The sequence below is a fragment of the Nostoc sp. TCL240-02 genome, assembly GCF_013343235.1.
Taxonomy (GTDB): Bacteria; Cyanobacteriota; Cyanobacteriia; order Cyanobacteriales; family Nostocaceae; genus Nostoc.
On the sequence record NZ_CP040094.1, the window covers coordinates 3,310,908 to 3,324,618 of the forward strand.

Annotated in this window: 10 protein-coding genes; 5 read left to right on the forward strand and 5 right to left on the reverse strand. The window is 41.6% G+C overall.

What is annotated here, in order from left to right; genetic code table 11:
- Positions 1–109: 109 nt before the first annotated feature.
- The 3 genes from FBB35_RS14110 (at position 110) to FBB35_RS14120 (ending at position 4,386) form a co-directional block, all read left to right on the forward strand.
- The gene (locus FBB35_RS14110) at positions 110–3,031 is read left to right on the forward strand and encodes a GAF domain-containing protein (RefSeq protein ID WP_174710136.1); all 2,922 of its coding nucleotides are present in this window, start codon (positions 110–112) and stop codon (positions 3,029–3,031) included.
- Between the two features lie 207 nt (positions 3,032–3,238).
- Positions 3,239–3,433, forward strand: a complete 195-nt coding sequence (locus FBB35_RS14115; protein WP_012407669.1) for a DUF2256 domain-containing protein — start codon at positions 3,239–3,241, stop codon at positions 3,431–3,433.
- Positions 3,433–4,386, forward strand: coding sequence for an isoaspartyl peptidase/L-asparaginase (locus tag FBB35_RS14120; RefSeq protein WP_174710137.1), 954 nt, complete (start codon positions 3,433–3,435; stop codon positions 4,384–4,386). Before FBB35_RS14115 ends, FBB35_RS14120 begins: the two co-directional genes overlap by 1 nt.
- Here FBB35_RS14120 and FBB35_RS14125 read toward each other — a convergent pair.
- From FBB35_RS14125 to FBB35_RS14140, 4 genes are all read right to left on the reverse strand, one after another.
- Positions 4,377–4,820, reverse strand: a complete 444-nt coding sequence (locus FBB35_RS14125; protein WP_174710138.1) for a DUF29 family protein — start codon at positions 4,818–4,820, stop codon at positions 4,377–4,379. The genes FBB35_RS14120 and FBB35_RS14125 overlap by 10 nt on opposite strands.
- A gap of 111 nt (positions 4,821–4,931) precedes the next feature.
- The gene (gene glmU / locus FBB35_RS14130; RefSeq protein WP_174710139.1) at positions 4,932–6,311 is read right to left on the reverse strand and encodes a bifunctional UDP-N-acetylglucosamine diphosphorylase/glucosamine-1-phosphate N-acetyltransferase GlmU; all 1,380 of its coding nucleotides are present in this window, start codon (positions 6,309–6,311) and stop codon (positions 4,932–4,934) included.
- A 153-nt stretch (positions 6,312–6,464) separates the two neighbouring features.
- Positions 6,465–7,694: a two-component system response regulator gene (locus FBB35_RS14135; protein WP_174710140.1), complete on the reverse strand. Its 1,230-nt coding sequence runs from the start codon at positions 7,692–7,694 to the stop codon at positions 6,465–6,467.
- 704 nt (positions 7,695–8,398) lie between these two features.
- A complete protein-coding gene (locus FBB35_RS14140; protein WP_174710141.1) occupies positions 8,399–9,322 on the reverse strand; it encodes a tRNA (5-methylaminomethyl-2-thiouridine)(34)-methyltransferase MnmD in 924 nt (307 codons plus the stop codon).
- A 26-nt stretch (positions 9,323–9,348) separates the two neighbouring features.
- Between FBB35_RS14140 and FBB35_RS14145 the strand changes: the two genes are divergently transcribed.
- Positions 9,349–10,170, forward strand: a complete 822-nt coding sequence (locus FBB35_RS14145; protein ID WP_174710142.1) for a sulfurtransferase — start codon at positions 9,349–9,351, stop codon at positions 10,168–10,170.
- 41 nt (positions 10,171–10,211) lie between these two features.
- On the opposite strand, the gene FBB35_RS14150 is transcribed toward FBB35_RS14145, so the two are convergent.
- The gene (locus FBB35_RS14150; RefSeq protein ID WP_174710143.1) at positions 10,212–11,513 is read right to left on the reverse strand and encodes a hypothetical protein; all 1,302 of its coding nucleotides are present in this window, start codon (positions 11,511–11,513) and stop codon (positions 10,212–10,214) included.
- 546 nt (positions 11,514–12,059) lie between these two features.
- Here FBB35_RS14150 and FBB35_RS14155 point away from each other — a divergent pair.
- The gene (locus FBB35_RS14155) at positions 12,060–13,664 is read left to right on the forward strand and encodes a FecR family protein (protein WP_174710144.1); all 1,605 of its coding nucleotides are present in this window, start codon (positions 12,060–12,062) and stop codon (positions 13,662–13,664) included.
- The last annotated feature ends 47 nt before the right edge of the window (positions 13,665–13,711 follow it).

Consider the following 13,711-nt stretch of genomic DNA (forward strand, 5'->3'; position numbering starts at 1 on the left):
ATCCCCAATCACCAGTCCCCAGTTCAACATTAAACACTTATGGCGATATTACTCAGGGTGGTTTTCTGGGCATCTTATATATTACAAGTTATGTTAACCAATAAATCAGATGGGGCAGCCGCAAAAACCTATAGCCGCCGAACAGCAGATCCTCTCTTTGGGGCGCGTCCTCCAGAACCTCAGAGAAGAAGATGAGGTTGACGTTCTGATTGAAACTACTATTTCTTATCTTAAGGAACAGTTTGATTACAAACTGATTTGGATTGCTCTTTACGATCGCCTGAATCACATATTATTCGGCAAAGGCGGTATTACACCGGATCGTGACACGAGCTTTTTATACCAAAAGGTTGTTCTCAGTCCTGGGGATCTATTAGAGCAAGTGGTGATTGAACAACACCCCTTGGGCATAGCTGATTTACAAACTGAAATCCGCGCCGCCGAATGGCGCAAAATCGCTGAAAAATTGCAGATCCAAGGAACGATTATTTTACCAATTCGCTATAAAGACCGTTGCTTAGGTTTGCTGTTACTGGGTTCAGAACGCTGGGGCTATTTACTAACAGGGGAAGCAAAAGCACGTTTGATGATGGTTTTAGGTGAATTGGGGGCATTGCTTTATCAACAGGAGATACATAAGCAGCAAAAGCAAACCAAGCGAACCGATGAGCCATTATTAGAATTGCTTGAAAATTTACGCACCCTCAGTAACCTTAATCAAAGACTAGAAGCAGGGGTGCAAGCAACTCATAAATTTATTTCACCTAGCCGGACAAATGTTTACTGGTTTGAGCGGGAAGGACGCTACTTTTGGTGTCGGATGAGCAATCAGCTTGTCAAAAGTGATCGCAATTCCAGCACTCAGCAAGCGGCGGGAATGACTGTACAAGACTTGAGTGACTTTTATTATGCTTTGGCAGTTAACCAAATTGTTTCAATTGGTGATGCACGCAGTTCTTTAAAGAGCCATTTTACGGCAAAATTACTGCAAAAGCTGAAAGTGCGATCGCTCCTGGCCGCTCCAATAATCTGGCAAAAGAACTTGCTCGGTTTTCTGGCGGTGGAAAGCAATGAACCTCGAATCTGGACGGAGGCAGACAAAAATTTTGTTCAGGGTGTGGCTGGTTTAATCTCCCTGATTGCACCTAACGAAAGTATGGAAAGCACTATTAAACAGATTCAAGAAGATGCCCAACTGACTGGTCAAGTTGCCCAAGGTATCTATAGCGAACATGAACTTCAAGAAACTTTACACAGCTGTGCTAAAAAAGTTTTAGCTCGACTAACAGCCACCCGCTTTTTACTGTTGCAGTACGATCCTGAACAGAATAATTATCAATTTATTTACCAAAGTCAGCCTCAAAATCGCCGACCATTGACATTTACCCTGAATACTCTCAAAGAATTAGATGGACAGCTTTTGCAACGTTCAACTGAAGCGGTGGAGATTGAGAATTTAGATGAAGATTTACGCTTTTTTAACTGGCGGCCCTCTTTACTAGAAAGTGGAGTGCGATCGCTACTTATTTGTAAATGCACTAATGGTCATATCCCAGCAGCACTTTTGGTCATCACTCACGAAACGTATCGTTCTTGGACAACTCTCGAAAAAGAGTTACTGTGGGCTGTTAGTCAACAGATAGGTGTGATTGTTCGTCAGTGGCAATTACACAACCGCACTACGCAGCAGCAAAAAACTTCCCAGGCGTTTGAGCAATGCTTAAATATCTTGACGCAAACCCAGAATAGCAAAGCCGAAGTCAATAAAAAGAATTTAGAACATATAGCACTCGAACAAATAGCATCAATTCTGGGTTGTCCCCTGGCGTTACTGCTATCTTGGTCGCCCGGTGAAAATTTGGCAGAAATTATTCCTGGAGTGATTGAAAATAGTCAATTTGGGATTTTTTCCGATGCATCTATTCCTATCCAGTCTGAAGCCTTAATTCAGTGGGCATTGGTTACGGAGAATTACCTGACTTTGAAGGTGGATAATTTACCCCTGGAAACTCGAAAATGGTTGAATACTCCAGATAAAGGTCAAATTTTGGTGATGGCATTACGTACCAATGCTGATTATGAAATCACAGGTGTAGTATTGTTAGCAGACTATCAGGAGCGTCGCTGGTCACAACAAAACCTCAATGCGATCGCAACTCTGATTTCTCAATTAGCTTGGTGGCGTCGTCAAAAGCAAATTACCCGCCTTCTAGAATCCACAACAGAGGAATTACGACAACTCAACTGGTACAAACATCGTCGTCTAGAGGAAATCCAAAGAATAACGGCGCTATCCCTGAAACAAATACATGATTTGGGTATTCCTGCTAATGAATTAACTCAGATGCGCTACCAGCTATTGCTAAGACAATTAGACCACACAGCCACTTCCATGAGTGGAATGCTAAAACTTGAGAACTGGCAGCTACATATCAGTTGGGAAACTATGCCCATAGCTAGTTTACTCAAGCGATCGCTCGAACGCATCGACAATTTACTCAAACAACAAAAGCTGTGGATTGGTGTACATGGCTTGGGACAACCAATTGATGAGCAAGAATCAGCAAAGAATTCTCCATTAGCTAGAGGCGTTCCTACTTCCAGCCCTCAATCTGCAATGGCGATCGCTGGTGATATTGTCAAAATTGAATTAGTTATCCATGAATTATTGGTTACTGCCTGTAACCGTTCTCCAATTGGCGGCAGAATTGATATTTGGTGTCGTCGTTTAGATGCGTCAAAACCCTCAGATTCAAAGCATTTATCTACAAGTGGAGGGGGTGAACAGACATCGCTGGAACTGTCAATTACATACAACGGTGCGATCGAAGCACAGCTACTAACAGAACTACATGATAATACACCCAAAGATGTGCTTGCTCCCTCCAACCTCGACCAACCCCCAGCTTTACATCTGCTAATCTGCCAAAACCTCATGCAGGAGTTGGGAGGAGAGTTGAATTTTTATCAATTACCAGATAATCGGGTAGTTAGCCGCTTGCTGTTGCCGTTAGTTAGCCATGATTCTTAGTATCATTTTTCAAAATTCTCTCTTTACTTAAAAAACTTACTTGGGAGCCAAAATAAATTTCCTACAGTAGCATATACCCGAAAAATAAGTCTAAAGATAGATTGACATAACATTTGTTCTCCGAAAGTATTCTCCCTTCATAGCAAACTGGTTATAATTATCTTCCATCTCTCTTAGAAATCAAATTCTTATATACACAGCATTTATATGGGGCGTGTTCGTTCTAAATCTGACCTACCTACAAAAATTTGTCCGGTATGTCAACGTCCTTTTACATGGCGTAAAAAGTGGCAAGATTGCTGGGACGATGTGAAATACTGCTCAGAACGTTGTCGTCGTCGCCGTTCTGAAGCCCAAAATGAAACTAATCGCAACACAGACGCAAATAGCGCAGGGGATTAATGGAGTTACAGGTGCAACCTAAATTAATTATTCATGGGGGAGCTGGTAGTTCTCTCCACGGTAAAGGCGGATTAGAGGCAGTGCGCCGATCGCTCCATACAGTAATAGAAGAAGTCTATTCTCTGCTATTGTCAGGAGCAACGGCTTCTGAGGCGGTGGTTCAGGGTTGCCAAATGCTCGAAGATAACCCCCGATTTAATGCTGGTACTGGTTCAGTACTACAATCTGATGGTCAAATTCGTATGAGTGCTTCCCTAATGGATGGGGCATTAGAGCGGTTTAGTGGTGTAATTAATATTTCGCGGGTGAAAAATCCCATTGAGTTAGCACAATTTTTACAAAACTCGCCAGATCGAGTGCTATCAGATTTCGGATCGGCTGAGTTGGCGCGAGAAATGCAACTTCCCAGCTATAACGCTTTAACTGATTTGCGGTTACAAGAGTGGATGCAAGAACGCCAGGATAATTTTAAAAGCACAATGGCTGGCGTGGTAGCAGAACCCGAACTGCTTGAAACCAGCAATGCTGGACGCGGAACCATCGGTGTAGTAGCTTTAGATGTCTGTGGTAGGCTAGCTGCTGGCACTTCTACAGGTGGTAAGGGCTTTGAGCGGATTGGCAGGGTAAGTGATTCTGCGATGCCAGCAGGAAATTATGCTACTAGTAACGCTGGTGTTAGCTGTACTGGCATTGGCGAAGATATCATTGATGAGTGTTTAGCTCCCCGGATTGTAGTACGTGTAACTGATGGGATGTCCCTGAAGGAGGCTATGCAGCGCTCTTTTGGAGAAGCACACCAAAACAAACGGGATTTGGGAGCGATCGCTTTAGATGCCAATGGAGCGATCGCTTGGGGTAAAACTAGCGAAATTTTACTCGCCGCCTATCACGACGGCGAAAAAATTGGTGACACCTTGGAATGGACTGGCAACGAACTGATCGGCTATTGTTGAATCAGTTTCAGTGCTTCGGTTAAAGTTTCTTCCTGGTTAACCATTGCAGCCAATTCTTGGGTTTCATAACGCCCCTTCCTGCGGAACGCTGCGCGAACAAAAGCTTCTAGCGCCGCTCTTTTCAGTGCCACTTGATATCCTTGTTGCAGAATATCGATTAATTCTGCCTGATTCAAGTAATAACCACCAGATTTGCGGCGCTTGTTTATTTTGTTGATTTCCCGCACTGTATTTTCTATCGAAACATCCCAAGAGCGAGTAGAACGTTTTTCGGCCTTTTGTTTAATTAAATGGATGAGCAGAATTACTCCATAACTATCAATTTTATTGATTTTGTCACTGAGGCTTATTTCTTCTAACTCATCCACCAACAACAACGCCTCATGGATTTTGCCTTGTTCTAGAAATTGCCTAAGTTCTAGCAGTTCTTCCATGTTATTTTTTGAGATTTTGGCTTCACTACTAATCTATCTAGATTAGACATCTTGCAAAAATCCTGGTTTATAGTCTAAAACCACAGATGAATTGCGATTAATAGTGATGAATTATTTATGTTGATCTGTGGTTTTATTTCCAACACTTTTCCTTTGCCAACCTGGTTTTACTACCTGACGACTACGGGCAATCACCAGAGAATCATTAGGCACATCTTCTGTGACTGTAGAACCAGCTGCAATGTAAACATCATCTCCCAAGGTAATTGGAGCAACTAAAACGCTATTGGCTCCAGTTTTCGTGCGATCGCCTATTTTGGTACGGTGTTTTTTTACGCCGTCATAATTGGCAGTAATTGTACCAGCACCAATATTCACCTGATTGCCAACGACGGTATCACCTATGTATGACAAATGTGCTGCATTCGTGCGATCGCCTAATTGGGTATTTTTTAATTCCACAAAATTCCCCACACGGCAATTAGCACCGACTTGTACATAACCGCGCAAATGAGTATAAGGGCCAATTCGGCTTCCTGCCTGCACAGTGCTATCTATTACTACTGAATACTGCACCGTGACATTTTCACTCAACTGGCTATTTTCAATTAAACTTCCCGGCCCAATATGACTTCCTGTTTTAATTACCGTATTTCCCCGCAGGTGAGTTTGGGGTTCAATAATTACATCAGGCTGTAATTCCACAGTTTCATCAATGGTGATGCTTGTGGGGTCGATGAGGGTGACACCTGCTAGCATCCATTTTTCCTTGACTCGTTTTTGCAAAATCTCGTAGGCTGTTGCCAATTGCAGGCGATCGTTGATGCCGAGAATTTCTTGATAATCTTCTACGTCCACTGCCATAACTTTTCCCACTTGAGTCACGGCATCAGTGAGATAGTATTCTTTTTGGGCATTATTTGCCTGGAGGTAGGGAAGCACCTTTGCCAAATCTGGCCAACGGAAGCAGTAAACTCCAGCGTTAATCCGCTGATTTTGTCTTTGAGCAGCAGTACAATCTTTATGTTCGACCATTTGCTGCACAATATTTTCATCGTTACAAAAAACTCGCCCGTAGCCCGTCGGGTCTAGTAGGTACGAGGTAAGAATGGTGGCAGCATTCTGATTTTGGGCGTGAGTTTGTAACATCTGCTGGAGAGTTTCGCTGCGTATCAACGGTAAATCGCCGTTAAGTATCAGCAAATCTCCTGTGTAATCTTCCAAGTGTGGAAGTAATTGTTGGATGGCATGACCGGTTCCCAGTTGTACAGTCTGTTCAACAAACTCCAAGTTGGGAATTGAATGCATAGCGGTTTGCACTTCTTCGGACTGATACCCGACAATTACGATTCGTCGTGAGGGCGAAAGTGGTTCTACACTTTCGATAACTCTCTCGACTAGCGTGAGCCCACCCAAAGAATGTAAAACCTTGGGTAAGCGTGATTTCATCCGTGTGCCGCGTCCCGCCGCTAGAATTGCTACAACTACCATAATTAGCTATCAGCTATCAGTGAAATTATGATTAATGCTGTTGGTACTTTAAGATATAGGCTCAAATCATACCAAGCTAATCATAGAAGACTGAAATATACAATGAGTCAGGATTATACCAATTTTTGCTCATTAGGGCAGCTATAAATACCCCTATTCCTGACAGTATCGAATAAACTCTGCAAATTGCTGCATTAGTTTGGGATTACGCCAACCAGAATTAGATTCTTCTAGCATCACTAAAAGTGCTTCTTCTGTAGTAAAAGCTATTTTGTAAGGTCGTTCACTGCTTAAAGCATCGTAAATATCAATTAATTGAAATACTTGTGCCAGATAGGGAATATCATCCCCCTTGAGTGCATCAGGGTAGCCTGAGCCATCCCAGCGTTCATGGTGATGACGAATAATAGGAATTACACCCCGCATACTGCGTAGTGGCTGGCAGATTTTTTCCCCAATCAAAACGTGCTGCTTCATGATCTCCCAATCTTTGGCGGTGAGTTGGTCTTTTTTCAGCAGCACAGCATCGGGAATACCCACCTTACCGATATCGTGGAGATAACCACCCCACATCAAATCTCGAATTTGGTAGCGTGAGAGGTTGAGGTATTCACCAAAAAGTTGTCCTAGTTTTACCAGGCGTTCACAATGGTTGCCTGTATTAGGATCGCGGCTTTCAATCGACATGGCAATGGAAAATAGTACTTGTTCGGCATGGTCTAAATCTTCGTTCAGACGCTTCTGTCGTACCAAGGACTTCACACGTGCCGCCAACTCTACACGATCAAAAGGTTTGGTGAGAAAATCATCTGCCCCAACTTCAATTCCCCGAATGCGCGATCGCCTATCATTTAATGCTGTAATAAAAATCACTGGGATTAGCCTAGTCTGCTCATCCTGTTTCAGCAATTGGCAAACTTCAAATCCATCCATTCCTGGCATCATCACATCCAGCAAAATCAAATCTGGTTGTTTTTGAGTTACCAATCCTACAACAGTAGAACCTCTGTCTGCCTCAATGACTTCGTATCCTTCCATCCCCAAGAGGGCAACAGCAGTCATCCGACTGGCGGCATGATCGTCAACTACTAAAACCTTCGGCGGATCAAAATCAAACCCATTCACTTTAGAACCTTTGGTTTGTAGTGTTCTAGAGACTAATGAATCATTACCACAATTAATATCAGATTTTATCCAAGAAGATACTGCTTGTCTATCTTCAAGAATCAGGTCTTCCTGAGATAAGCCTAAAGAATAAGCCTCCACATTATTCTGCGAGCCTACAACATGATTTGAACCAATACTCTTTACTGTGCTAATGGGGTTTGACTCACTAACAATTTGTTCTGTAAAGCCTGTATGGTTGGATTTCCATTGAATCACAAAGGCACTCCAAGTTTTTGCACAAGTTAACAGTGTCAGATTTGAAAAAGAAATTTAATATCTGAATGTATCTGAGCTAGAGTTTTCATAGGGATTATGCATTATTTCAAGCTGCCTATCTGACTTTTTCGCAGCATGTATATTTTATCTTATGAACAATGAATGTCTTATTGTCAAATTTTTTGCTTCTAATTCCAGTATGATAAATTTTCACAATTGTTAAATCAGGCTTTTCACGGATATTTTTTAAAAAAAAAATAGCGCCAAAAACGTACTGTATATCAAAGTTGAGGGTTTTTAGTTAGAAGTCTTATAGTAATGATTAAGTATACATATTTTTACTTACTCAGTTATTGTAATACTCAAAGACTACTGAAAAAATATAAAATTATATACTATCATGAATTAAATTTATTTGGCTCTAAGCTCGACTTTATCCATTTTTTTCGCAATGTAATACTTCTGCGGAGTAGTTGCACGAACGCTATCGTTGAAACCTCGGTGGGACTGTAGTTTTACTTTTTTAAGTTAATCGATAATCTGTAATACGGAAAAAGTATTTGCCAAAAAGCAAAAGTTTTTGTTGGATAAAGAAAACCGAATTATTAATTTTGGATAAAGTCGAGCTTAGAGGCTGTTTTAAAAATTAAGGGTTGAAGAAATAGTTTGTAATTGCATAGGCGTAACCATCGTAAATATCGCAACTACAAATTACTTCCCATAAAATCTCTGCCTTGTGTTCTCAATAGCCACCTTTTTTGCCAACGTGAGGTAGGTTCGAGTGAAGAAGCTTGTTGCTCTTGTTGTCGCCGCATCACTATGACTTCGGTTGAATCGCTCAATCCAGGATCGCGATAGGGAATAGCAGCACGGGTTAGTAAGTGTTCTTCTTCGACTTGCGAGAGGGGAGTAAATATTGAGCGGTTTTGAGACTCACCACTTGCAGAATGGGCTGCTACAGTACCAGGCGATCGCCTGCCCACTGGTGGGGTAGAAGCGATCGCTAAACCAGCAGACAAAAGTGCTGTGCGTACAGCAGCAGAACAAGAATAGGTGGCTAATAAACCATCTTGATCTAGACACAATGAGAGTTGTTTAATAAATTCAACAGTCCATAATTGGGGACACTGTGGTGGTGAAAAGGGATCGAGGAAAATTGCATCTGCCGAGAAATCCGACTGATGTACTAACACGATCGTAGTTCTAGCATCACCAATTAGTAGCTTTGCTTTCAGGCGATCTGTTTGCACTTGATGCTCAAAAGCTAGCTGGGAAAAGATATCAATATAGTTACAGTTCCAATTGTCGAACAAGTGATGAGCGATCGCAGCTTGTGGCACTGCCGGATTCAGTTCCAAACCGATTACTTCAACATAACAACTGGGATTCACTGCCCAAATTGTCTGCAAAGCAGCAGCTGTGTTATATCCTAGACCATAACAAATATCCAATAGTCGCAAAACTGGTTTTTGAGCAACTGTAGCCAGTTGAGTAGGTTCCACAAACTTGAAAAAACTCTCCTGCTTCGCTCCATAATGGCTGTGAAAGGATTCACCAAATTCTTCAGAGACAAAGGTGAAAGAACCATCTGCTGTGAGCTTAGGTGTAAAATTTTCTAAGTCTGACATCTTACAAAAAAACTGAATAATGACCAATGCCCAATAACCAATTTGTTATTTCACCAGCTTGGCTATTTGAACATCTAGAAGATCCGCAAGTTATTATTGTTGATTGTCGCTTTTCTTTAGCCGAACCACAACTAGGACAACAGCAGTACCAAACAAGCCATATTAAAGGGTCATATTACCTAGATTTAAATCAGGATCTTTCCAGTCCAGTGGGTAAGCATGGCGGGAGACATCCTTTACCTGAACCCAATGATATCGCTAACAAATTTGCAGCAATTGGGGTAAATTACCAAAAAACTCTGGTGGTAGCTTATGATGATTCGCGTTTTGCTTTTGCATCTCGTTTATGGTGGCTGTTGCGCTATCTTGGACATGAGCAAGTTGCGGTACTAGATGGAGGCTTTACTGGATGGCAAAAAGCTGGTTATCCGATTACAGATGTCGTTCATCAACCCAGTACCGATACGTTTGTAGCTCAAGTGCAACCAGAAAAAGTTGTAGATATTAATGTGGTAAAAACCCGGAAAGATAGCCAAGAGGTAGTATTGGTAGATTCGAGAGAAAGCGATCGCTATCGAGGTGAACGAGAGCCAATTGATAAAATTGCCGGACATATTCCTGGTGCAGTCAACTATCCTTGGCAAGATGTTACAGACTCTTCCGGCTATCTACTCCCTCAAGAGGAACAACGTCGTCGGTGGGAACAGCTAGAAACAGCCGAAGAAATCTTGGTTTATTGCGGTTCTGGCGTTACTGCTTGCGTAAATTTACTTTCTTTAGAATTAGCTGGCATTAACACAGGTAAACTTTATGCTGGTAGCTGGAGTGATTGGATTTCTTATTTATAGTCATTGGTCATTGGTCATTGTTTTTTGACAAAGGACTAATTTCAAAACTGACCTAATTGCAAATTGTAATTAATGGTGAAGAACCAGCCATCAAAATCAATGTTTTCGGCGGTTGAACTACCTAAACTCCTTCCAACCTGTACATTCATATAAGTGGTATCGGATATTCGGTAATTTAAGTGCCCAAATATCCGATGGAATTGGTCTTCTCGATCGCGCTGTGTAAAGTCTGAGAAGTTCACCTGGTAGTCAATACCAACCTGGAGAGGTTGTTGCAAGTAGTAGTTCAGAGACACCCAAAAGGAATTGATTATCCGATCGCGACTTTGGGGGTCAGCAAAATTTACACTTAATTCATAAAAGGTGTCTAGCGTTAATTTTGGAGTTAATGGATCTCGCCGTCCCAAAGATAGTTGTAGAGAATTCTCATTTAAAAAGCGATCACCTGCTTTAAAGCTATCCAGCCGATCGCTGCTATTAGCATAAAATAACTGTTGATTGCTCCAGCTGAGTTCTCCATACATTCGCTGGGATAGCTGCTGGTAAACACTGAGATTGAATCTTAGCTGGTTGTAATGGTATTGTGACTGATTTATATAACGAATGAGATTGCCATCTATTGAGCCGTTTAAAAAAGTCTTAGATCCCAAAGGTAAATATGCAGAGGATAGCGTCAGTCCAGAAATAATTAAACCGTCTTCAATAGGATTATCATTTGAGGAGAAAATATTAGTCGTTTGGAAGTAACCGACACGGCCCTGTAGATAGCCTATAGGTTTAAACTTAGGTACGACTTGTTCTATCGGTGGAAGAGGAGGCAATTCTAGGGGTCGTAACCGTATCCGTAACCCCAATTCGCGATCGCTATCAGACTCAGGAGATGATTTTGGCGATCGTAGAAGCTCTATTAGCCTCTCTAGTCTTTGAGAATAATTTATATCAGGTGTATTTAATAGTTCCTCTTTTGAATCTAAAGGAGATATAGGCAAAACACTTGGCTGCGATTCTAGCGGTGGCGGGTCATTTTGCTTTTGAGTATCCCCAAATTCTTTAGTTGGGGCTGTATCAGTTTGTGTAGTTTCGGGTGTTTGCTGTGCCAGATTTAACGGCATCTGGGAGTCTAAAGGATGCGACTCAATGGAGTGCTTGCACAAAGAGTTGATTAAATCTTGCTGCAACTTCTGACATAGCTGATAAGTTACCTGTGCGCTTGCTAAATTTTTAGAACGCCAAATCTCTGTATTTGCAGATTCTGCCGCTTCTACTCTAATGCAACACAAGCTTCCACCACTGGACGCTAACAAGATACAAAAAAACAAATTCTTCCAGTTTTTGAGTCGCATCTGTTAGATTGCGTTGATCGCATTTGGCCAATGTAGACCCACAAGCTGTATCAGAAGTTCCGACTCAGAAGATACAATTGAGTGCATTTATCTTAACCCTGTAAGTATATACTGAAACTACAAACCGATATTGCTGATTTTCGGATCATCTTAGATTTGTAAACAAATCTAAGATGATCCGGTCTATTCATTCTGCTCCACTTTAGTGAAGTATTGTCCTAGAGTTACTTCACAACACACCCCTAACAACTTCTTGTCCCTGTAACTGATCTGATTAGAATCGATAATATGTAAGGTATTTCTCCTTTAATTATTGATATCAAGTACTAAATTTGAAATTTGCAGCAGGCTTTCTTGTATATAATGTTCTGTCAATTTAAGGATAAAAACTTAAATAAAGTAAACAAATAGTTAATTTTTGTCTATTAAATTTAGACTTAGACTAAAAATAAAGATAATTTTAATAAATAACTCGTTACAACAATTATCAGTAGTTTTAATCTTTCAGTTTTTTGGCATTAGTTGAAGTTCACAAATTATCAAACTATGTTTTATAAATCATTTCCACTATTGGTGATTGCTTTATGGGGAGTTATAGTACTGCCTTTGCCAAATAGGGTAAGTGCCATAACTCCTCTAACGCGAGCAGAGATTCAGGATCTCCGCAACATAGTACAACTGATACCCAAAGATAAGTTAAAGAAACGTCCTGCACGTAAATTAGACGCAATGACTCCTGGCGACGGGGTGGCAACTGGTCGAGCTTCCCTAGCAGATTTGCGTTTCAATGATGGCTCTTTGGCACGAGTTGGAGAACAGGCGTTATTTCAATTTTTGCCGAAGACTCGTGACTTTAAACTTTCAAATGGCACTGTGTTGTTACTCATCCCACCAGGACAGGGGCAAACACGTATACAAACACCAAATGCAGCAGCAGCAATTCGTGGTTCAGCATTATTTGTACGCTACAACCAACAAACAGACACCACGATTGTGGGTGCGTTAACAAATAGTGGCATTGAAGTTTCTAACAAAGAAGCTTCTGAAACTAAGGTGTTAGAAGCAGGGCAAATGGTGATTATAGTTAAAGGGAAATTTGAAAGGTTATATGATTTTGATCTGAGAAATTTTTATGAAACGAGCCAACTAGTTCGGGAACTTGATTTGAACAGGCAAAGTCCTGTACCTACGCCTGATCCTGCAATCACCAGAGTTCAAGCCGAAACTGCTGCGGCTTTGAAAGCACAGCCACCGATAAAAGGTGAGGGAGTAATTGAAAACCCCTCTTTTGTGAAACTAACTCCTACAGCCGTAACTTCAACTGAGACAAAACCTGTAACTTCAACTACAACAAAACCTGTAACTTCAACTCAGACAACACCTGTAACTTCAACTCAGACAACACCTGTAACTCCAACTCAGACAACACCTGTAACTCCAACTCCAACTCAGACAACACCTGTAACTCCAACTCCAACTCAGACAACACCTGTAACTCCAACTCCAACTCAGACAACACCTGTAACTCCAACTCCAACTCAGACAACACCTGTAACTCCAACTCCAACTCAGACAACACCTGTAACTCCAACTCCAACTCAGACAACACCTGTAACTCCAACTCCAACTCAGACAACACCTGTAACTCCAACTCCAACTCAGACAACACCTGTAACTCCAACTCCAACTCAGACAACACCTGTAACTCCAACTCCAACTCAGACAACACCTGTAACTCCAACTCCAACTCAGACAACACCTGTAACTCCAACTCCAACTCAGACAACACCTGTAACTCCAACTCCAACTCAGACAACACCTGTAACTCCAACTCCAACTCAGACAACACCTGTAACTACAACTCCAACTCAGACAACACCTGTAACTACAACTCCAACTCAGACAACACCTGTAACTACAACTCCAACTGAGCCAACACCTGTAACTACAACTCCAACTGAGCCAACACCTGTAACTACAACTACAACCCCAACCCCAACTGAGCCAACATCTGTAACTACAACTACAACCCCAACTCAGACAACACCTGTAACTACAACTCCAACTGAGTCAATACCTGTAACTCCAACTACAACACCAACTGAGTCAACACCTGTAACCCCAACTCCATCTGGCTCTCCAAGCACATAAAACAAAACTGCTAATGGGGGTACAAGACTTTCTGCAAATGCCAAACG

Coding starts and splice junctions, on each gene's coding strand:
- FBB35_RS14110 (WP_174710136.1), top strand. CDS start 110: ATGGGGCAGCCGCAAAAACCTATAGCCGCCGAACAGCAGATCCTCTCT.
- FBB35_RS14115 (WP_012407669.1), top strand. CDS start 3,239: ATGGGGCGTGTTCGTTCTAAATCTGACCTACCTACAAAAATTTGTCCG.
- FBB35_RS14120 (WP_174710137.1), top strand. CDS start 3,433: ATGGAGTTACAGGTGCAACCTAAATTAATTATTCATGGGGGAGCTGGT.
- FBB35_RS14125 (WP_174710138.1), bottom strand. CDS start 4,820: ATGGAAGAACTGCTAGAACTTAGGCAATTTCTAGAACAAGGCAAAATC.
- glmU (WP_174710139.1), bottom strand. CDS start 6,311: ATGGTAGTTGTAGCAATTCTAGCGGCGGGACGCGGCACACGGATGAAA.
- FBB35_RS14140 (WP_174710141.1), bottom strand. CDS start 9,322: ATGTCAGACTTAGAAAATTTTACACCTAAGCTCACAGCAGATGGTTCT.
- FBB35_RS14145 (WP_174710142.1), top strand. CDS start 9,349: ATGCCCAATAACCAATTTGTTATTTCACCAGCTTGGCTATTTGAACAT.
- FBB35_RS14150 (WP_174710143.1), bottom strand. CDS start 11,513: ATGCGACTCAAAAACTGGAAGAATTTGTTTTTTTGTATCTTGTTAGCG.
- FBB35_RS14155 (WP_174710144.1), top strand. CDS start 12,060: ATGTTTTATAAATCATTTCCACTATTGGTGATTGCTTTATGGGGAGTT.